Genomic DNA, 20,758 nt, shown 5'->3' with positions numbered 1-20,758 from the left:
TCTGCTGAGACAGTTTTTGTAACTTCTCTGTATGAATTACTTAACCCTACTCACATTGTTCCCCAAGAAGATCAATGTTACGTTTGTTGACGCCACTTCCAATCAGATACTCTCAAAACGAAAAATGCTGAAAGATGAATTACCGGAAGTGTTTGATAAACCCACCGTACTAACTCTAGACGGCGAACCCTGGCAGGTAATAACAGCGAACCCTGTCTCGGGTGATGATTTCCATTATTCGAAAAAGTTAACGCTGACCATTCAGCGAAAAACTGACTTTGATACCTCCAATCAGCGATCCTTAGTTCCAACTCACGCAGATACCTTGCCGGTCATTATACCGGGGATCTATTCAGAGACCATTCATATTAATCAATGGATGCAGTTGCAGTTTCTGCCAATAGATCTCATGCCTGTTATTGAGACGGACTTAGGAGAGATTACCAAAATTTTAGAGACAGGGAATAACCTGGTAGGATATCCCTCCCCCTATACCCGCAGCAATATTCCTCTACAGGCAATTCATATCCCCATGAATGAATTCTGCGATCTCATCTCTGTCAGTGCCCGGGGAACATTGGGTGTAGAATCACAGGGGGTTATTCATGCTTCATTTCTGACTCATTCGCATAGTCATGTTTACTATGGTATCGTTGAAAATGATATCATCACATCTTTGTGTCTGCGGGAATTTGAATATGTCGATGACGAGTTTTCACTGCTGACAGAAAAGTTTCAAATAGCGTTAGTGGATTGGTGTAATGGTACCGTTGTCGGAGGATGATGGAAATGTGAGCGCGGGGAAAGACGCGTAGGATAAGTAAATATGCCGCTTGGGATAATTTGTGAGATTTAATTTAACCTAACTTTAATATAGAGACAGCTTATTATCTTCCTAATGACGAAACCTTCTAATTGATTGGTTAACCCGATTCAATGCCTAAACGTTAATCCAAATAAAAGATATCTACGCACAAAATAGGCTGCTAAACAGACGTTTTGAACAATAACACCTATTGTTCGACTCCCTGTGTAACAATAATAAAAATACCCAGCATCATGCATAATTATAACCGCAAAATTTAATTACAAGCATTCTCTTGCCTGACAGAAAATCTCAGGCGTGATACAAAACAGCATTATCTATCTCCGTCAACTAAAGCTCTACAGGTAGACGGTCTATGATACTTATTTGCAGGGATGACTAAAACGCCATATGAAAATCCCGCTTATTGAAGAACTAGATCATAGATCTTAACTTAATCCACGTCTATACTCGCAGAGACTTTACCTATCATTAAAACGCATAATTACACTCAAAATGACTACAGACATTTTTGACAGAATTAAACGGATAGACCGTCTCATTCAAACAAAAGGAACAGGCACCGCCGGCGAGCTTGCAGAAAAACTATGTATTTCCCGCGCTCAGACATACGAGTACCTGAATTTAATGAAAGACTTCGGTGCGCCTATAAAATACTGCAAGTATAGGCAAAGCTACTACTACGAAGAAGAAGGCAGTTTCATAACGTCCTTTATTAACAAAAGAGTCCTGGCCGAAAGGATATAACCATTCAATAGTACCAACAACAATTTCTCTAAACAAATACTCAAGCTTATGGAAGCGCTTACCGAAATTATAGTCGACGATCCCAGTCTCCTGGAGAAAAAGAAATCCGAAAAAAAGAGCGGCAATAGAATTGGCTACTATTATATCATTATAAAGAGCTTAAAAGAAAGTCTGAAAAATGATGTAGTAAAATGTTTCTATATCAAAGGGATTACAAATTTTGGTCTTTGTGTAATAAAGGAAGGAACTTATGGAGATTCGAAGGATAGAGAGGGAAGAGATATAAAAGACCGGTTGATATGGCAGCAGAAACTACATAGGGAGTTACAGGATTTAGTGAGGATACCGAGGCTGTTGGGGAGTTTTGAGGAGAATAATAATTACTATCTGGTAATAGAGTATATTAAAGGGAAATCGCTGCTGAATCAATTAAAGATCAGAAAAAATTCATTGGCCATATTTTATGCGGATAAAGAAATCACCGAATGGTCGATGATTGATTATGTGGATCAGATTGCAAAGTTTCTAAAAAAGCTTCATGAGCTGGATTATGTTCACAGGGATGTAACACCAGCAAATTTCATAGTGACACCTGGTGAGAAGGTCTGTGCAATAGACATGGAACTTTCTTATTATTTAAAAGATCCGGATGTACCTCCGTTTCAATTAGGCACATTCGGATATATGTCTCCGCAGCAAAAGAATCAGTCATCTCCATCTAAAGAAGACGATATATATTCAGTTGGTGCGATATTGTTCGAAGCTATTACGGGAATAAACCCACTCAAGGTGATGAACTGTTCGACTGAAAATGTACAGTCAAAAATAAATTTACTGATCCGAGACAGTAAAACAGCAAATTTATTATCCAATTGTTTACATCAGGATCCGTCGAAGAGACCCTCTCTTCAAGAAATTTCTGACGAACTAACTAGTTATAAAAAGGATCTAAAGTCAGGAAAAGAGAGCTATTTAAACACGACCTTGAGTCGAATAAATAAGGATGAAATTAAAGCCACGATAGAGAATACGATTAATACTTTGTCTAGTCCATTATTTGCGGATGAAACAAAAGGCTGGTTTTCCGAAAATCTACACGCCGAAGAAATAAATAACGATAAAAACAAAATCAATAAGGCATGGTATGCTAGTTTTGGTTTGGGGGCCGCTGGAATTATATATACACTAAGCAATGCATACCAACATGGGTTCAATGTCGAATCTACTAAGCCATATGTCGAAATTGGCATGAAGTCGATTGAAGAAAAGTATATTAATTCAACAACTCCTAAAAATCCAAGTCTGCTTTTTGGATCTTCAGGTATTGCATTCACCATTGGAAAATCTATCGAAACATCTCTTATTTCAGACGATGCTAAATATAGACAATGGATTAAAGAGCTGATTAATCCAGAAAATTCATCATTAAATCTTTCTCACGGGATCGCTGGTCAAGGCTTAGCTATGCTTAATTTGCAAGATACCCTTGATACTAGTTACCTAATGACTACAGCTTCGGAATACGTACATAGGATCCTCGCTGCGCAGGAAAAGAATGGAACCTGGACAAGTGAAGGTGAAAGTAAACGGTTATTGAATGTTTCAATATCAAAGGGCTCTTCCGGGATTCTTTTATTCCTTATTGAATATTTAAAACTCACAAAAGATAATCACGTTCTTTCTGCAGTTGAAAAAGGCCTACGACAGCTTATGATTACAGCGGAAGTGAAGAGAGATTATATTTTTTGGAAATCACAATCTGGGAAAGCTTTAAAATACAACTTTTTAGACGGCAATTCTGGAATAGCACTCCTATTGTTAAAAGCATACGAAGTATTAGGGGCTTCACAATATAAGGATTACGCTCAGAAAATCTTAATGGCGATTAAACCGCAAATAATACATAACAATTTAAGTTATGGCGGTGGCTTATCAGGACTTGGAGATATCTATCTCAAATTCGCAGGTGTGCTAAAAAATGATATCTGGAAGGATCGGGCAGATTGGATTGCGAACTTAGTTATGCAATTAGGAAAAGATGATTCAATTCATGGAAACTATTGGTTGACAGATAGGGAACGACAACCGGTAGCGAATTTCATGACTGGTAACGGAGGTATTATACACTTCCTCGTTAATTATTACTCGAGTCTTTAAAACGCTTCTTTAAGGCATTTTTATCAAAATACTAACAGTTTTAAAGCAAGCAGGTTAACATTTAAATAAATGTTTAACCCGCTTGCTTTAAAACTGTTAGTATAGAAAATTCTAATTCGTTTATCTGACGATGTCGCTAATTTAATTTATTGAAACATATTCCAGACGCACAAAATGAAGCGCATATTCATCTTTCGAATTCACTCTTGCGTATATATTGCCATCCGGCATAAAGAATATCGACTCCAGCCAAATATTTGGATCAACAGCCCCTTCACCGATAATTGCGTGATTCTGATCCATTATTATTACTGACTGTTTTACCGACCATTGCTTTGATTGATATTCAGCTTTCGTAATCTTTTGACGAAAAATACGCAGATAGTATTTTTTTGAGTTGTCGTAGAAAATTGAACTATAAGCGTCAGTAAACAAGAAATTCTCAAAGGCCTTCTCATCCGAAAATTCATCCGCTTTTATTTCAGGCAAAACAGTTGTCTGACTAACGCTTTTTGCATAGTAAGATTTATGGTATCCCTTAAAATCAGTTTCGTATACGAGTGAATCTCCAGCGAAGCTGATCACGAATCTACCACTATCATTATAACAGTAACTCGAATTTAAAAACCGGTAACCATGAATGGAATGCCTAAACTTATCCGGAAAATTGTAGCGAAGTTCTGCCTTACCGGTGCTCAAATCATATTCATAAAACAGCTTCCATTTTTGTATCTTTTTTAAAGACTTTTCATTAACATTGTTTCGGACAGCAGTATATAGCTTGTTATCTTTACTATAAACCGGATTATCGTTACCAATTAAAGACCAAGACAAGGGCGGATCATCAACAAAATCATATTTTGCCTTTACCTTTCCCGAACTATCCAAAAGTGTGAGTGATTGATAATTTGAAACATAGATGCTATCAAAATTTTTAGTAAAAGAACTTGGCTTATAAATCTGGTCGTCCAAATATCTTTTTAACTTAATTCTCTTAACTTTTTTGCCAGTTAGCGCCTCATATATATTAATATTTTCCAATCTTTTATCATGTATAGCCAGATAGACAACGCTATCTTGTTGAAACGAATTGACAGACCTGATAGTACTAAAAGATTTATCATCTAGCGCTAAATGAATAGTGTCACTTGTTGGTTGTAAGGAAATTTTATCATACTGTGGTTGAATAGATACATACTCGCTGTTATTTGTGTCTTCGTGTTCGCTACAACCACAAATGCAAACGAATCCAAACAAAAACAAAATGGCATAAGATTTAGTCATACAAATTCTCATAGTGGATGGTCAAATAATGTGTTACCTGGCAGCGGATGCCAAATCATAGTAAACCAGTTTAACAAAATGGATATTCCTTTTATCTTCATCGTTAACCCTCGCGTAAATATCACCATTAGGAGTAATTAACAATTGGTCTAACCTAACATTGAATGGAATACTTGATTCACCAATTATTCTGAATTGGCTATCGAAAATAACCAGAGATTGAGGTCGGTTCCAGCGAAAGGCATCATAATCGTCCTCCGTTAGCGCTTGTCGGGCAACTCTGAGATATCTTTTGCGCACGGGATCAAAATATATTGCACCATAGGAATCTCTAGTTAGGTATTTTTCATAAGCGCTACGTTCTAGAAGATCCTTCTTAGTAACGGGGAAAACATCCTTTTCATGAAAACAGCTTTTGGCATAATGGCTATAATGATATTTTTGCAAATCTGTTTCATATATATTTGTATCTGCAGCTAGACTGACTACGAATCTTCCCTTATCATTAATGCAAAAACTAGATGTGAGCATTCTGGATCCATAAATATCACTTTGAAATTTGTCTGGAAGATTATAAAAAAGTTGAGAAGTCTTATCACTAAAATCAAATTGATAAAGAAGTTTCCATTTTTTCACTTCCTCTATATCACGTTCTTTTACTATTGGTCTAACTGAGGTATAATATTTTCCATCCCTGACAGCAAGCGGGTTTCCCCCTTCAAATTGAGCCCAGGAACTTGGATGGTTTGCCAAAAATTCAATAGATCTATTTTTCGCGGCACTGGTATCAAATAAGTATAGTCTGTTACGATTAACTATGAAAATGCTATCAAATCCCAACATATAGGCGGAAGGGTGATATACGTCATGATCAAAAAACATATCTTTTAACACCATTCGTTTAATAAGATCTCTGGTGCCCAAATCATATATACTTAGAGACGCTCGCTTATCTAATGAAGCAAGGTAATTTCTACCTTTTTGCGAAAAAATGTTTAACGATAAAATCTTACTACTTGCACTGTCCGACAGTTTCAAATGGATTGTATCAGTCGTGTATCTTAAGCCAACTTTATAATAATCAGGAGGCACATATTTATAAGTAGACTGTGGTGGCTCAGATGAAGTATTACATCCAGTTACGATAAATCCAATCGCCAAAATGATTGTCAGGGTATAACAAATTCTTTTCATTTTGAATGGCATAATTTTAATAAATTATTCAGAACGGAGCAGCTCATATACCTACCATAGCACTTTCGCGATCAACAGAGGGAATTACTATTGTTTGAAACAGTTAAAAGACAGCCTTTCCTTCCTCTTAGTAGCAATATCATAACTTACTAGATACCAAAATAACGAGTCTATAAGTTGATTTGTCGTTGTATGCAAGGAGTCGCTATATGTCACACTTGTTTATTCTAGGTAAAGAAACCTATCATAGGGAGTGAGTGAATAGCATATGATATAGATAAAACTATGAAAATCATAAAATAATCAAGTTCAATACGGATGATTGATTAAAAATCAAACCATTATGAAGTTTTGAATATAAGCTTTTGCGCATAGATATTAGCTTACATCGCCTATTGTAGTGCACTGGTTATTTATTGAGCAATTGACCTCTAGAGTCATAGATGATATAAATCCAAGCATAGTTGTATTAGAACCTCTCTCACAAACGGATCCATTTGTAATCGTATCGAAGCAAGTAGCGGCCCCGGAAGAAATCATTTTACAGGTTACCTGGTTTGCAATACGAGGGGTAGCAGTTGCCTGCAGTTTACCATTTGCAGCAAAAGAACCCTTCTTCAAAGAGGGCCTGTTCGCATAAACAATAGTGGTAATACCAGAAACCACTAATATAACCAAGTTCAATACAGATATCTGTTTAAAAAAAAATTTTTTCATAACAAACAATAATTATAAGTATAATAAATCAAATACTATCTGTTCATAACAATCATTAATTTAACGCCAATGTTTCTCAATCTTGTATAGATCAAATATCACAAGTAGTCCTCCTGGCTTTATATCGTCAAATATAGATTGGAGTAGATTGAGTATTATAAGTATTGATTAAGGATAAATGAAAAATAGAACTGGATGAACACATTTCAATTTGAATTGAATTGTGTAGTTAGTATGATTTAATCCGAGTTTATTTAGAGTTCATGACGCTAATGAGAACAAGTTGTCGGTGACGCAAATGTACCTGGAAGAGTATCATTGCACACAGCAATACGAGTACCAAATTTACAAGTTTGTTGGCTGAGCATAGCCAATTTGAATTGTAAATTACCATTAACAACAAATACTATTTTTTTCAAAAGTTTGCTAAACAATGACTGTCGTCGCATCAGCGGATGCAGCCAAAATCAGAATATTCAACAATGATATTTCTTTGACAAAGCGGAACTCTATAAAATTTTACATTAAAGCATCCACTAATTAGAAAGACTTAAAAACCAATGCTAATTCAACTCTAGTGGATATGTGGCTTCTCAACAAGATCATTCCGCAAATAGAATTTCTTCTTCTTCAGCATAAAAAATTTGCACATAGATGTCCATGATTTATCGACGGAATACTTGGTTTGAAAAGCCCAATATAGAATCTCACCCTCACTATTCTTTCGCCGCGTTATAATGTTTTTAACGCCATTAATAACTGGCAATTCGTCCATTATAACGTTATCATGAATATTTATTGAACACGATGAATTTTGACTCTGCCCCTTATATAATGTTTTAAAAGCGTGTCTGGCACGTATTGATTTATTAATTTCTGTTATTGACACATAACCGAAAAAATACCTTTGTGAAATATCAAGTTGAGTATAAATATTTTCACCAATCTGTTCAATAAAATTTTTTGTATTTAACCAACGCCACAACTCGTTATTACCATCATATAAAAATGTACTGCGGGCTATTCCTTTGGCATACTGCGGCTGATGCAATCTCCATTTATTATCTAAAGGGCTTAAAATTGTCTCAGTTCCCAAAATAACATGAACATGACCGCCTTTTCTTAAAGCAGCCTCTTCTAAAGAGTAGATTAACCAAAAGCATTTAATTAGATTTTCACTGCCAATTTGATCAGCCCAAACCATCAAATGTCCTTCATCAAATGTCCATTGATAGTATCGATTCATTACACCAGCCCTTATTAAAATTTTACAGAGTAAATAAAAATCGATATTCATATCAGATACCGCGAATAACTTGGAAGGACTAATAAACATGGAATGTTCTTCAGACAAATTGGATTGCAGTAAAAAAGCAAAATAATTATTATCATCTTCCAGGCCAGGAAGGGATAAAGCAACGCGAATTTTCTGATTGATACCCATCTTGAAGGATTTGATTTACCTAAAAAAGTGTGCGAGGTCTTTACGTACTGTATGTGGAACTGCTTCGACTTTTTTATAGACTTTCTTCTGATATGAATAATACATTGTTGGCTTATCACTATATAATTTATAACTATACGCCTCATTTGTACTATCTAATTGCAAACTTTTGCTTTCCGGCAACCCATAGTTCTGTTCACTGAAGTATCCCAGTATAGTCCTTCTACCTCCATTTGCAGATATAATGACAAAATGATGGTCGTCCATGCTGGAAATATTTTTTACTATCTTATCAATAGTTTTTTTTCTGCAAAAAGGACAACTCGCATGCACTGGCAAAATCAAAAAGGCTAATGAGTCATTTTGATTTGGTAATGGTATCACTTTAGTCAAACGAACTAACTTATCAAATAGAGCTGACTGTTCCACAGCATCAGAAATAGGAAATTCACTAACCTCAATGTTAGATTTAGAATAGCATCCCCACAAAACTAACGCAAGCATAAACAGAACGGCTAAATACTTATTCAACAATTGCATAAGTAGTAAAATGAATCTTTTGGAAAAGATCTAACTAGAATAACTTTCAATGATTACTTGAAAGTTATTCTAGTCATTATAACAATTAGCTTATGTCACCAATTGTGGTATTGTTACCATTGGCAGCACCAGTTAAAGTCAAAGATGACGCTGCACCGATACCTGATGTCAAAGAACCGTTAGTTGCGGTTGCTGTATCAAAACATGTTGCAGCACCTGAACTAACAACCTTACATGTTTGCTGATTTGCTACTCTTGGTGTAGCAGTAGCCTGAAGTCTGCCATTTGCGGCAAAAGCTACTTTACTTGTCTTTTTTGAAGGAACAACAGCAGCAGTTACTGCTGATGCAGCAACCAAAACGACGCTGAGCACGGAGAATTGCTTGAGAGATATCATAAAATGAGTTTTAAAAGTTAAACTAAGGTTTTAATTGAATGGCCATTCTATACAAAATTAGAACGTAACTGTCTGTTTATACCAGACACAAAAAAAACCGATATAAATCGGTTTTTTACAAAGTCTTATCTATAAACACAACACCTTATCAAATATAATATGACCACATAAACATACAATACTATTTCTGCGTTAATGAGGGCGATTGATATAGCAACTGAATACTTAAAGTATCAATTCCTACCTCATATAATGAGTTATCTTTAATAAGCAGTGCACTGGATAATCCTGCTGCGTGTCGTGTATCAGTGTTTATTACTTTACAATTATAGTGTGTGGTTATTCTGTCTCCCTGTCCAACAATTGTATGCCCAGTAACAATATGATTTACTTTATAACGGCTCAACACAGAATCTATTACCGCTTCCGAAGTTTTGTACACGGTATCAACACCGTTTACGCCAGCTACCATTTTCTGTTTCTCTTTTAAATAATATTGACGATACCAAAAAGGAGACAAGTCATAGTCATATATATACCTTAAACTAACATCTGAGGATTTTCTGGCGATACTATCTTTAAAATAGTAATCTCTGGCCATACTATTAATACTATCAAGTGACATGTTTAAATCAAGTATCTTATCACTTATACCACCATGTACAAAAAGCACAGCTCCAATTTTCAATACAATATTTTTTGTACTCAGCCATCTTCCGATCTCACTATTTTCTGCCATCAATGTCGAATAATCCTTTTTTATCAAGGCTGCACTATTTTTATATTTAGCATTAACATATCTTATATCGCCATTGAAATTCATAATTTCATGATTGCCCAAAACAAAATGAACATATCCCCCTGCTTCTTTAGCCTCTTGTTCAAGCTTATAAATCAACCACAGAACCTCCATTACTTGTTTTCCACGATCAACGAAATCGCCATTACATACCAAATGCCCTGTTCCATAGCTCCAGTTAAGGTTGTTGTCAATAACCCCATTAGCTTGAAGTATCTTCCTAAAGGCTTTAAAATTTCCCTCAATATCTGACAAGACAAGTAGCTTATCTGGTTTTTCAAAGACACATGGTTCAATAGCCAACTTAGGTTGAATAGGCACTAGAAAATTCTTTTTGTAAATATCTGTTGATACAGAAACTATTCGATTTTTTTCTAATTTATATTCTTCTAATCTATTACCATGGATTGTATATACATCGGTACCTTGGTCAGAATTCAGAACGTATGGTCCATCATGTAAAAGAGCCAGCTGATGTCCAATATGATCGATTAATGCTAAGCGCTCATGTGTTGTGAGTTCACCTTCCTGAGATGTGATAATTCTTGAGCCTCCATCCGTAACATAAACTGTTGGATACTGCAAGACATTATAATTTCTCAAAAGTGCTCCTTCTTCTGTCTTACTCCTAGGATGTAATATAAAATCATATGCCATCTTATCGGCCTTGGAATAAGTCTTAACTAAAGGAGAACCTGAAATAATATTTAGGAAAATAGCATTAGGATCATCTTTAAATCTATTCTTAATTTCCTTCATAGCCGAAAACGAATTACGACATTCATCCAGATCATTCAACATTGTAAGAATAACTACTTTACTCTTAAAGCTATTTTGATCAAAAAACACCCCGTTGTCATCTTCAACAAGAAATTGCGGCATTGGTTGTCCAACTAATTGTGACTTCAACATATTCTCGTAGTTCAGAAGATAACTTTTACAGGAAATGTTCGCAGCACTGGCATAATATCTATCCAAAATATCTAGTACATCTGGAGTAAATCCATTTTTTTTAAGTATTCTGCAAGTTTGATTTAGTAAAAAGCTCTCTTTGGCATTACCTACATATTCTCTTCTACCTATACTATCCATCAAATAATAACTATCCAATTTTGAGGATGCACTTTCAGAAAAGGCCCTTAAACTTGGAAAACCTAATCCCCGCAATAACTGGTGAGATACGAATGTCGCGTCAACAATATCTTTCAATGGCAGCGACCGTGCCCATACGGCAGGTTGCGAAAAACAAGTGGAATCAAAGATATTTTCTAATGCACGTGAGTTTATAGTGCTATACTTTGTCGTATCTGATAAAAGCACATACAATCCCCTGAATTTCATATGACGCTCCCGCTCAATATCAGCAATTAGATTAGCCCTTATTAACGTATAACTTGAATTTGGGATACTATCTTTTTTCGAATCAATTAATGGCAATATTTTAGCGTACAGGCGATTAAAATAATTATTCCATTGCAAATAGTCTTCTATGGAAGTTGTTGTGAAATAATACTGATTGTCCGGTTTTCTTTCATCTTTTTGAATTTGATATACTTGTTTTAAAAGATTGGGCTTTATGCTACCTTTTCCTGAAAAAGTGAAAACGTTGTTTGTCCAATTGATAACAATGCTATCTCCTGGCTCAACCAGTAGAAACCATCCGATATTAAAATGCGCAGCGTCATTAATACTTATATAAACCGAGGTATCAGTACACAGAGACCATTTTAGGTTTCCACGATCCTGTCTAATATTCTTCAACTGGAGTTGGCCCCAGTATTGGACGGGGCTATAAACCAATTCTATGGTATCACCCAATTGTGATACATTTCCTGTAACGCTTATTGTAATCTTATTACTTTGATCTTGAGCTATTATTGTGCGATAACAAAGAATAAGAAAAAAAACAAACACCAACGACCTCTTTACCATAATTAATTAAATAGTTTTAACCCATAACATCTCTTTCGGATCAATATAGGCCATATGTGAATTTAATAGCCTTCATTTTGTTTCAGGTGAGATAGATCTACATCTGGCTTAGGTATAGGCGCAATAGCTTTCTCATTTGGATACGATAATTCCCTCACATTTGCGCTCAGCGCATCTTTTCTATATACTCCTTTCTTCCAACGTAAAAGATCAAACATTCTCATACCATCAAATGCCAATTCTTTGCGTCGTTCCTGATATATTGAGTCTCTTAAATTAGAACCAGTTACTGAAGTCTCGTCAATCCCCGCCCTTTTTCTGATACGATTTATATAAAACCCTGCACTGTCTTCTTTGTTAAGATTAAAATAAGATTCAGCTGCGTTTAAATACATTTCAGAACTTTTAAACAGCGTCAAATAATAATCTCCTATCGGGCCATACGCGTCTCCAGTAACACCCTCAGGAAATTTCGTAACAATCCATTTTTTTGATACCGTATCCAAGGAAATCCATTTACTTCTTTTATCCGAATAATTGCTTCTTAAAAGTTCTGCAATATCATCTGTTGGATAATAAATATTATAGCCAAAATACAATCCCAGAAAGCTTGTAGAATAACCGCTTTTTCCAAAATTTGATGGGACTAATTGAAATAACGCATCTGTCTCCTGATCTGTATATGATTTCTCAGGGTAGTTTTGTAACATTAATGGCACATGTTCAATTACATCCAAAGCCATGTCCTTAGATGCGGAATACATCTGTCTAAAAAGATACACCCTAGACAGCAAAGCCTCCGCCGCATAGTAGTTCATTCGCTTATTTGACGCGATAGCCTTAGGCAATAACTGCATTGCTTCCTGAAGATCAGACACTAGATAGTTGTACACCTCATTCACTGTTTGGCGGGAAACAGCTATTTCTCTATCTGATGTGGTAATATAAGGTATGCCTGGATGCCTGCCATCAATTGTATAGTTATAAGACTGCGCAAAAAGATTTACTAGATATGAATGTAGCAATGCCCTCAATGCCAATGCCTGGCCTTTTATCCTGTTCGCCTTTAAGCCATCTTCCTCTCTGAACTCATTAGACTTTTCAATAACAAAGCTGCATTCTCGGACCAGACGATAACCTGTCTGCCATAAAACGTCTAAATTTGCGGTCTGCACATTCTGCTGCCACATGTAATGTGCTGATAAGAATCCTCCGACAGTTGTTTTCACGTTATCAGATACCAAATCAGGATATACTGCATATTGGCCCTCATAAAATTCTGCTGCCATCCCTACATAAACACCATTTAAATAATCATCCAACGTGGTAAGATCTTTCACGTATGCTTCCTTTAATAGCACCGTTTTATCAGGCACATCAAGAAATCCTTTTTTACATGCCATGAAAAGCAAAGTAGTCATGAAAAAAATACCTATTTTCCACCATTTCATAATATTACTTTTTTGAAAAAATTGCGATTAGAATTTTGCATTTAGGCCAACAGAAATAGATCTTTGCATTGGATAACTGGTACTTGAGAAGCCAGCTACATTTACGGTCGCCGGATCCAGTGCCGGAGAAGAACTCCATAAAGCCAGATTGCTCCCTTGCACAAATATCCTGGCTCCACTTATGCGTAACTTTTGGGTAATACTCTCAGGACATGTATACCCAACAACAACGTTTTGTAATCTTATATAATCGCCGCTAAAAAGAAACCGACTTGAATAAATTGTCGCCCCTCCTAAGGCATTTGACAATAGGCGTTTAGGATTAGACGCAATATCACCAGGATTTTGCCAACGATCTAGTGCATTCACTCCCTGATTGCTGTAAGGAGAATAACCGTCATTCACAAAACGGCTGTCATCGTATATTAAATAACCATATTGATAATAAAACATTGATGATAAATCAAATGCTTTCCAGTTAAATCTACAAGTAATCGACCCGAATGCTTTGGGTTGTGTTTGTCCAATAATAACTCTTTTGGCAGCATTAGGGTCCTCATTAGGTTTACCAACACTATCCAGCCACTGCGAGTTTCCACTTGAGGGATTTACACCTGCCCATTTAATTGCATAAAAGGAGTTAAAGCTCTCCCCTTCTTTATTAGCTGTTGGCCCTACAACTGTCGCGGCAAGGGGTACATCCGCCTTCACCAGCGTGTTACGGTTTGTACTCCAGTTCGCATTAATATTCCAGGTAAATTGTTTTGTTTTAATGACATCAGTTGACAAAGAAATTTCAACTCCTCGATTGCGCATTTTCCCGAGGTTACCAAGCATTGAGCTAAATCCTGAACTCAGCGGTAAATTAATTGTGTAGATTAGATTAGATGTGTTACGTTGATATATATCTGCAGTAAACGATACCCTGTTTTTTATAATAGAGCCTTCTACACCAGCATCCCAGCTTAACGTATTCTCCCATTTTACGTCCGGATTCCCTGGGGTCGAAGTATAAACTGCTGTAGCATTCTGGTACTTGGCGATAGAAGATTGATCATACGGAGTAAATCTATTTATAGCACCGGCGTTTCCGGCGGCTCCAATACTTCCACGAATCTTGAGATAGTTGAGATATTGCGAAACTGTACTCATGAAATCTTCTGACGTCATCACCCATCCTATTCCAGTCGACCAGTAAGTACCAAATCTCTTATCAGCGCCAAATCTGGAAGACCCATCCTTTCTGATAGTACCTGTCAGAAAATACTTTTTCCCAAATCCATAATTCAATTGTGCGAAATAAGACAGCAATGTTTCCTTTAAAACATATCCACTTTGCCTCATTATTGTTGCACCCGGACTTGATATTTGATCATAATAAAATGAACCCAGGTTTCCTACTGCTACAGCCATTGTCCTTTGGTTCATTATTTGAGCTTCCTGTCCGACAATCAAATTCAGCTCATGAATGTTTGAGAAAATCTGATTATAGTTCAGCATATTAGTGTTTATTATGTTAGCCCTACGAACATCCTGTTCCTCTATTTTACCACCAATCGAAAGTGTTAAAGGATCAGAGAGCCGCGTATCGACCTTTTCCTTGGCCTCAGAAAACATAAAATCGACACCCAGGTTGGAGGTGATCTTAAAATTTTTTAAAAAAGAGACTTCGGCCGAAACTTTGGTAAGAGCTCTATATGCTGTATTCTTATTTGTATTATATGCTAATGCAGCTGCTGGATTTACCTGATTTTGGGAGGAACCACCTACTGCATAATTAAGTTGAAAGTCTCCGTTATCCAGGCGAATGGGATTTAAAGGAGACATTAATGCTATCGCAGCGGCGTCCATATCGCCGGCCCCACCAGCAGAGCCGGCGTAATTTTGTACGTTATATGAAAGGAAATTGTTTAGCCCGAGCCTCAACCATTTCGTTGGTCGGTTTTCAAAATTAAATCGTACAGATTTCCGATCATATCCCGTTCCCCTGATAACACCGTTCTGTTTGGTATATTCAAAGTTTAAGAAAAAGTTAGTATTATCATTACCTCCTGATGCGGACAGCTCATTTGATATCGTTGGTGCCACATCATTATACAGCTCCTTTCTCCAATCAGCAGCAGGATAGAATATTGTATCATTCCCATTTACACGGTAGGAAAATTTTGAAAAAAGGTCGCTTTTTATGGCTTGATCTGTCCACTTAATTGGATCTGTATTTTTATATGTTTCGTATAGCAACTTTAAATACTCATCTTGAGTAAGTGTTCGTTGTCTATTGGAAATAGCTTTAGAAATATCCGTCTGATGTCTGAATTCAAATCTGGTTTTCCCGGCCTTTCCCCTCTTACTGGTAATAAGTATCACCCCATTACTTGCCTTTGCACCATATAGTGCAATTGCCGAAGCATCTTTAAGAACCGATATACTCTCAATATCTGAAGGGTTTAACTGCGCCAAGGGATTATTAATAGAAGTTGTATATGAGTCATATGAAAAAGACATTTGTGTCGTCTCCTGCGAAACAGGAATACCATCTATCAATATCAATGGATTCCTTACAGTCGACCCATTCCTCGGATCCGCCGACGTTGCAATTCCCCTCAACACAAAATTAGCTATCCCACCACCAGGTTGCCCGGTACCAGGTGTCACTAACAAACCAGGCACCACACCCATCAAACTCTTATCAAAAGACCTATTCGGCAAATTCTGTATATCCGCGCCCTTCACAATGGTCATTGCCCCGGTCACAGCCCTTTTCTCCGTCGTTCCATAAGCCGTGACCACCTGCAGACTATTCTCCTCTTGCCTTAACCTCACCTTCACATTTGCCTTTCCGCCAACTGGTATCTCCGCCATTGTAAACCCCATAAAACTCACCTGCAACACATCTTTCTCACTATTACGCCTCAACGTAAAACTCCCATTTCGCTCCGTAGCCGTCCCTACATTCGTCCCTTTCACTCTCACACTTGCTCCTGGCAGCGGCTCCCCTTTTTCATCCGTCACCACCCCACTAATACTCGTCATCATGACCGTATCCTTCTTACTCGGCATAATCGACTTTATAAATATCTTATCCTTATTTCCTTTCACATATTCATAAGTCAGTCCTATCGGCGGCAGCATTTCTCCCAGTGCCACTTCTACCGGTGTCGCGACGAATTTCACGCCAACAGTCTGATTCGTATTAAGGTCTCCAAAGAACAGCAAAACGCCGGTTTGTTTTTCAATGACATTGAAAACATCCCCCAGCGCGATACGACTACTGGTGAGTGTAACATTTCTGCCAGGTTGCGTACTCTTCTGCGCAACGGCTTGAATACAGGGAAGTAACAGGCAAAGAATGCCCATTAAGCTACGGGTTGCGTAGCAGTGAGTAAATTTTTGATGCATAAGGACAAGACTAAATGGTTAGTTAATACACAGTCACCTGACGATATTTGGTAATGAATTTAGCTAGGTTACCCCTTTCTATCCTTAAAGAATAGCCCTCCTGAAAAATGGGTGAATTCAGGAGTACATTTTTTTTCGGGACAGGCTCACCCACCCGCGGAGATATAGGAAAATAGGGGCTTTCCGGCTATGTTAACTGATTATTAAGAAATAATTCAAAAGAAAGAGCGTAAATTAAAGTGTCGTACATCAGAACAGACAATAATAAATTAATGGGAAACATTATGATATTAACGTAGAGCATACTAGCTTGCACCGTGCTTTTCATTCATAATCATTCATACCAGAACTAATCAGCATGCACACCGATGTGAATGACGACTTGCTGTTACAAGAACTAAAATCCGGGGATACAAAGGCGTATAAGACTATGTACTTGCGTTTCGAAAAGCTACTGTTGTTCGAAGCCAGCCGGCTTTTAGGTGATGTAGAAGAAGCAAAAGACGTAATACAGGAGTTCTTTATAGACTTCTTCGAAAAAAAGCGATACAATAATATACACACCAACCTCAAGGGATATCTATATATCTCCATACGGTACAATTGTATGCTTATCCTAAAACGACAGAAGAGTCTGCAAAAATCACAACAGGAATACTATTCTTCACAGGAAGAGCCAACCGTACACCTGGAAGAAGAAAACGAGCCAACTGTCCGCGACTATATCGACAATAAAGTGAATGAACTATTGAAATTTATGCCAGCACAAAGAAGCAAAGCATTCCAACTCTATGTCCTTCAGGGCATGAAGAGAAAAGAAGTAGCCAGCATAATGGGTTTAAGCGATAATACTGTCAAGACGCACCTCGCTACCGCAATTAAAACATTGCGTGAAAAATTGTCATAATAATCATATAATTATATCACCCATTTTGGGAGCGCAATACTCTTATACTTGAATTAATAATAACTCATGGAATTAGACAGGGATCATATTCATCAACTGATGAATGAAAAAGTGGTGATGGGGGTTATTAACGAAACAGATGAGCAACTCCTTCAAAATGCATTTAAAGAACATCCGGAACTAAAAACCGAATTCGAACAGCTTCAGCAGGAATACGCCATTTGGTCCAGTGAACCCGCCATACAACATCTCGATAGCGAAGCCGACTTCGCGCTTATCGAAGATGAACTGAAAAGCAGAAAACGCCGTAAAAGGAATGGCCGTGCTTTTAGTATGCTGCTCATCGCCGCATCCATAGCCGCCATCGTTGTTTTTATATACCCGCTTTTTACCAGCCATCCTGATAGCATAACACCAAGCCAGGAGCTGGCCCTTAACAAAACAACACTGCAACTGCAGTTATCCAATGGAGAAGTCATCGATCTCTCTGCCCCTAAAGATAGTATTACCCTCACCGGAGGAACACAACTGAGGAATAACAATCATTCCCTCACCTACTCCACAAAAGATAATACCAATACCACTGAACAGGTCAACAAACTATGGGTACCTCCCGGCATGGATTACCACATCACACTGTCTGACGGCACCATCGTCTTCCTGAATAGCGCTACCTCCCTCCAATTCCCCTTCCATTTCACCGGCAATACCAGAGAGGTATTTGTTGACGGAGAAGCCTACTTACAGGTCGCAAAAGACCATAACCGGCCATTTATCCTGCATACCCCCAAAGGTGCCGTACAGGTGCTCGGAACCGCTTTTAACGTGAATACTTACGACTCCGGACGTATAAAAGTCTCCCTGGTAGAAGGCGCCGTTTCCTTTGCCAACGCAGAGAAACAAACCATTCTCAAACCAGGACAAGCAATTACCTACCTGGAAAATAAAGGGACAACGCTGACTGCTTTAAACGAAAACGAATTACTCTGGATTCAGGGAAGGTATAAACTGGATAATGCCCCGATGACTGAAATCACCAAGGTACTCCCCCGCTGGTACGGTGTAAAAGTTGTCATCGACAACCCCGCCGTCGCTGAAAAGAAGTTTACAGGCACCATCCTGAAAGCGGAACCTGTTCAGGAGTTCCTGGACGCTATAAAGCTGACCACAGGAGCTGATTCCTACTACAAAGACGGCGTACTCCATATCCGTTAAATACCGCTCCCGAAGAAATCCGTACTTTTGCCCCGATGCAAAAATACGCCTCCATACTCAACGCCTTTAAAATCGACGCACTCAATGAGATGCAGATCGCTTCCATTGACGCCAATCAAAAGGCCGACAATGTCATTCTTCTCTCCAATACCGGCTCAGGTAAGACCCTCGGTTTCCTGATCCCGATCCTGGAACAATTAGACAAAACTACGCCTGGTACCCAGGCCCTCGTCATAGCGCCTTCCCGCGAACTCGCCATGCAGATCGAAAAGGTCTGGAAAACCATGACCACAGGTTTTAAAGTAACCTGCTGCTACGGTGGACACCTGCGTGAAACAGAAGAAAATAACCTGCTGGAAGCACCCGCACTGATCATCGGTACCCCCGGCAGACTCGGCGACCACATCCGCAGAGAGAATATTAAACCCGCTGGTATCAAGCTACTCGTGCTGGACGAATTCGATAAATCCCTCGAACTGGGCTTCCAGGACGAAATAGAATTTATCATCGAATCCCTGCCAGGTCTGAAAAAGAGGATCCTGACCTCCGCCACCGAAGCAGTAGATATACCCGGCTTCGTAGGTATCGAAGAGCCTGTCAGACTCAACTTCCTCACAGAAGAAAAGTCAGAAGCCCTCGCAATAAAATACGTGGAAAGTGAGGATAAAGATAAACTCGATACCCTCTTCCGACTCGTATGCTTCCTCGGTAACCGCTCCACCATCATCTTCTGCAACCACCGCGAAGCCGTAGAACGTACCAACTCATTTCTGAAAGACAGCGGACTTACCTCCGTATTCTACCATGGCGCCATGGAACAACGCGACCGAGACGCCGCCCTCTGCAAGTTCAGAAACGGTACCAGTAATATCCTGGTAACCACCGACCTCGCCGCACGCGGACTCGACATCCCTAACATCAGATATATCGTTCACTACCACCTGCCTCATACTGCCGATACCTACACCCACCGTAATGGTCGTACCGCCAGAATGGATGCCAGTGGTACCGCCATCCTGATCATTGGCCCGGATGAAAAAATGCCTTCCTATGTAGAAGAAAATCCGGAACTCATTACCCTTGAGGATAAATATGAACTGCCGGAAAAACCAAAATGGACCACCTTCTACATCAGCGCTGGTAAGAAAGACAAAGTCAATAAAGTTGACATTGTGGGCTTCCTGACCAACAAAGGACAGCTGAAAAAAGAAGATGTAGGGCTGATCGAGGTAAAAGACTTCTTCTCCTTCGTTGCCGTAAGGAAAAGCAAAGCCGCTCATACCCTCTCTCTGATAAAGAACGAAAAGATTAAGAATAAGAAAGTAAACATTGATGTAGCGAAATAAACTACTTGGGGGAATTCGCGTTTATATGATATGCGCAGTAGGATTTCCTTATATATTATGGCAGCCATTTATGTGGCCGCCGGTATCAATCACTTCATCAATCCGGAAATTTATATAGGCATCATGCCTCCCTGGCTGCCCTTCCAGACCGAACTCGTATACATCAGCGGCGGTGTGGAAGTGGCAGGGGGCTTACTGCTCCTGCCTGCCGCTTCACGGAATATAGGCGCCTGGATCATCATTGGCCTTCTCCTGGCCGTATTTCCCGCTAATATCCAGATGGCCATCAACTACTATGCAACGAAACATCCTATGCTCTGGCTGGCCCTTTTACGGCTTCCCCTACAGTTTGTACTGGTCTGGTGGGCCTGGAAGTTCACAAAATAAAAATCCGGCCATCCCC

General features: G+C 38.5%; 14 protein-coding genes. 6 read left to right on the top strand and 8 right to left on the bottom strand.

The genetic code is table 11. From position 1 onward, the window contains the following. Positions 1-31: 31 nt before the first annotated feature. Both CPIN_RS04850 and CPIN_RS04840 read left to right on the top strand, forming a co-directional pair. On the top strand, positions 32-784 hold the full coding sequence (locus tag CPIN_RS04850; RefSeq protein WP_012788658.1) for a hypothetical protein: 753 nt from the start codon (positions 32-34) through the stop codon (positions 782-784). Between the two features lie 837 nt (positions 785-1,621). Further along, on the top strand, positions 1,622-3,730 hold the full coding sequence (locus CPIN_RS04840) for a protein kinase domain-containing protein (RefSeq protein WP_012788656.1): 2,109 nt from the start codon (positions 1,622-1,624) through the stop codon (positions 3,728-3,730). Positions 3,731-3,871: 141 nt separating this feature from the next. Here CPIN_RS04840 and CPIN_RS04835 read toward each other — a convergent pair whose 3' ends face one another. From CPIN_RS04835 to CPIN_RS04795, 8 genes are all read right to left on the bottom strand, one after another. Next, complete coding sequence (locus CPIN_RS04835; protein ID WP_044217895.1) at positions 3,872-5,014, bottom strand: DUF4221 domain-containing protein; 1,143 nt, start codon at positions 5,012-5,014, stop codon at positions 3,872-3,874. Positions 5,015-5,047: 33 nt separating this feature from the next. After that, a complete protein-coding gene (locus CPIN_RS04830; RefSeq protein ID WP_187294743.1) occupies positions 5,048-6,208 on the bottom strand; it encodes a DUF4221 domain-containing protein in 1,161 nt (386 codons plus the stop codon). A 1,291-nt stretch (positions 6,209-7,499) separates the two neighbouring features. Next, positions 7,500-8,369 (bottom strand): metallophosphoesterase family protein, encoded by an 870-nt coding sequence (locus CPIN_RS04820; RefSeq protein ID WP_012788652.1) that lies wholly within the window; start codon positions 8,367-8,369, stop codon positions 7,500-7,502. Between the two features lie 15 nt (positions 8,370-8,384). Further along, positions 8,385-8,909 carry a hypothetical protein gene (locus tag CPIN_RS04815; protein ID WP_012788651.1) on the bottom strand — a complete coding sequence of 175 codons (525 nt, stop codon included), beginning with the start codon at positions 8,907-8,909 and terminating at the stop codon, positions 8,385-8,387. Positions 8,910-8,994: 85 nt separating this feature from the next. Further along, a complete protein-coding gene (locus tag CPIN_RS04810; protein WP_012788650.1) occupies positions 8,995-9,306 on the bottom strand; it encodes a hypothetical protein in 312 nt (103 codons plus the stop codon). A 181-nt stretch (positions 9,307-9,487) separates the two neighbouring features. After that, positions 9,488-12,037: a metallophosphoesterase gene (locus CPIN_RS36330; protein WP_012788649.1), complete on the bottom strand. Its 2,550-nt coding sequence runs from the start codon at positions 12,035-12,037 to the stop codon at positions 9,488-9,490. Positions 12,038-12,099: 62 nt separating this feature from the next. After that, complete coding sequence (locus CPIN_RS04800) at positions 12,100-13,488, bottom strand: RagB/SusD family nutrient uptake outer membrane protein (protein ID WP_012788648.1); 1,389 nt, start codon at positions 13,486-13,488, stop codon at positions 12,100-12,102. A gap of 27 nt (positions 13,489-13,515) precedes the next feature. Continuing rightward, the gene (locus tag CPIN_RS04795; protein ID WP_083781065.1) at positions 13,516-16,887 is read right to left on the bottom strand and encodes a SusC/RagA family TonB-linked outer membrane protein; all 3,372 of its coding nucleotides are present in this window, start codon (positions 16,885-16,887) and stop codon (positions 13,516-13,518) included. A gap of 358 nt (positions 16,888-17,245) precedes the next feature. Between CPIN_RS04795 and CPIN_RS04790 the strand changes: the two genes are divergently transcribed. The 4 genes from CPIN_RS04790 (at position 17,246) to CPIN_RS04775 (ending at position 20,742) form a co-directional block, all read left to right on the top strand. Then, the gene (locus tag CPIN_RS04790) at positions 17,246-17,794 is read left to right on the top strand and encodes an RNA polymerase sigma factor (protein WP_012788646.1); all 549 of its coding nucleotides are present in this window, start codon (positions 17,246-17,248) and stop codon (positions 17,792-17,794) included. Positions 17,795-17,860: 66 nt separating this feature from the next. After that, on the top strand, positions 17,861-19,009 hold the full coding sequence (locus CPIN_RS04785) for a FecR family protein (protein WP_012788645.1): 1,149 nt from the start codon (positions 17,861-17,863) through the stop codon (positions 19,007-19,009). A 35-nt stretch (positions 19,010-19,044) separates the two neighbouring features. Beyond that, a complete protein-coding gene (locus tag CPIN_RS04780) occupies positions 19,045-20,355 on the top strand; it encodes a DEAD/DEAH box helicase (protein WP_012788644.1) in 1,311 nt (436 codons plus the stop codon). 57 nt (positions 20,356-20,412) lie between these two features. Then, positions 20,413-20,742, top strand: coding sequence for a DoxX family protein (locus CPIN_RS04775; protein ID WP_222838180.1), 330 nt, complete (start codon positions 20,413-20,415; stop codon positions 20,740-20,742). Positions 20,743-20,758 lie beyond the last annotated feature (16 nt).

Origin of the sequence: Chitinophaga pinensis DSM 2588, from assembly GCF_000024005.1 — a bacterium.
GTDB classification, from domain to species: Bacteria; Bacteroidota; Bacteroidia; order Chitinophagales; family Chitinophagaceae; genus Chitinophaga; species Chitinophaga pinensis.
The sequence above is the reverse complement of the archived record's forward strand: the minus strand, read 5'-3'. Positions and strand labels throughout refer to the sequence as shown.

Bases quoted from the DNA above. Each gene is read 5' to 3' on its own strand.
- CPIN_RS04850 (WP_012788658.1), top strand. From the start codon at position 32: ATGAATTACTTAACCCTACTCACATTGTTCCCCAAGAAGATCAATGTT.
- CPIN_RS04840 (WP_012788656.1), top strand. From the start codon at position 1,622: ATGGAAGCGCTTACCGAAATTATAGTCGACGATCCCAGTCTCCTGGAG.
- CPIN_RS04835 (WP_044217895.1), bottom strand. From the start codon at position 5,014: ATGACTAAATCTTATGCCATTTTGTTTTTGTTTGGATTCGTTTGCATT.
- CPIN_RS04830 (WP_187294743.1), bottom strand. From the start codon at position 6,208: ATGAAAAGAATTTGTTATACCCTGACAATCATTTTGGCGATTGGATTT.
- CPIN_RS04820 (WP_012788652.1), bottom strand. From the start codon at position 8,369: ATGGGTATCAATCAGAAAATTCGCGTTGCTTTATCCCTTCCTGGCCTG.
- CPIN_RS04815 (WP_012788651.1), bottom strand. From the start codon at position 8,909: ATGCAATTGTTGAATAAGTATTTAGCCGTTCTGTTTATGCTTGCGTTA.
- CPIN_RS04810 (WP_012788650.1), bottom strand. From the start codon at position 9,306: ATGATATCTCTCAAGCAATTCTCCGTGCTCAGCGTCGTTTTGGTTGCT.
- CPIN_RS36330 (WP_012788649.1), bottom strand. From the start codon at position 12,037: ATGGTAAAGAGGTCGTTGGTGTTTGTTTTTTTTCTTATTCTTTGTTAT.
- CPIN_RS04800 (WP_012788648.1), bottom strand. From the start codon at position 13,488: ATGAAATGGTGGAAAATAGGTATTTTTTTCATGACTACTTTGCTTTTC.
- CPIN_RS04795 (WP_083781065.1), bottom strand. From the start codon at position 16,887: ATGCATCAAAAATTTACTCACTGCTACGCAACCCGTAGCTTAATGGGC.
- CPIN_RS04790 (WP_012788646.1), top strand. From the start codon at position 17,246: ATGCACACCGATGTGAATGACGACTTGCTGTTACAAGAACTAAAATCC.
- CPIN_RS04785 (WP_012788645.1), top strand. From the start codon at position 17,861: ATGGAATTAGACAGGGATCATATTCATCAACTGATGAATGAAAAAGTG.
- CPIN_RS04780 (WP_012788644.1), top strand. From the start codon at position 19,045: ATGCAAAAATACGCCTCCATACTCAACGCCTTTAAAATCGACGCACTC.
- CPIN_RS04775 (WP_222838180.1), top strand. From the start codon at position 20,413: ATGGCAGCCATTTATGTGGCCGCCGGTATCAATCACTTCATCAATCCG.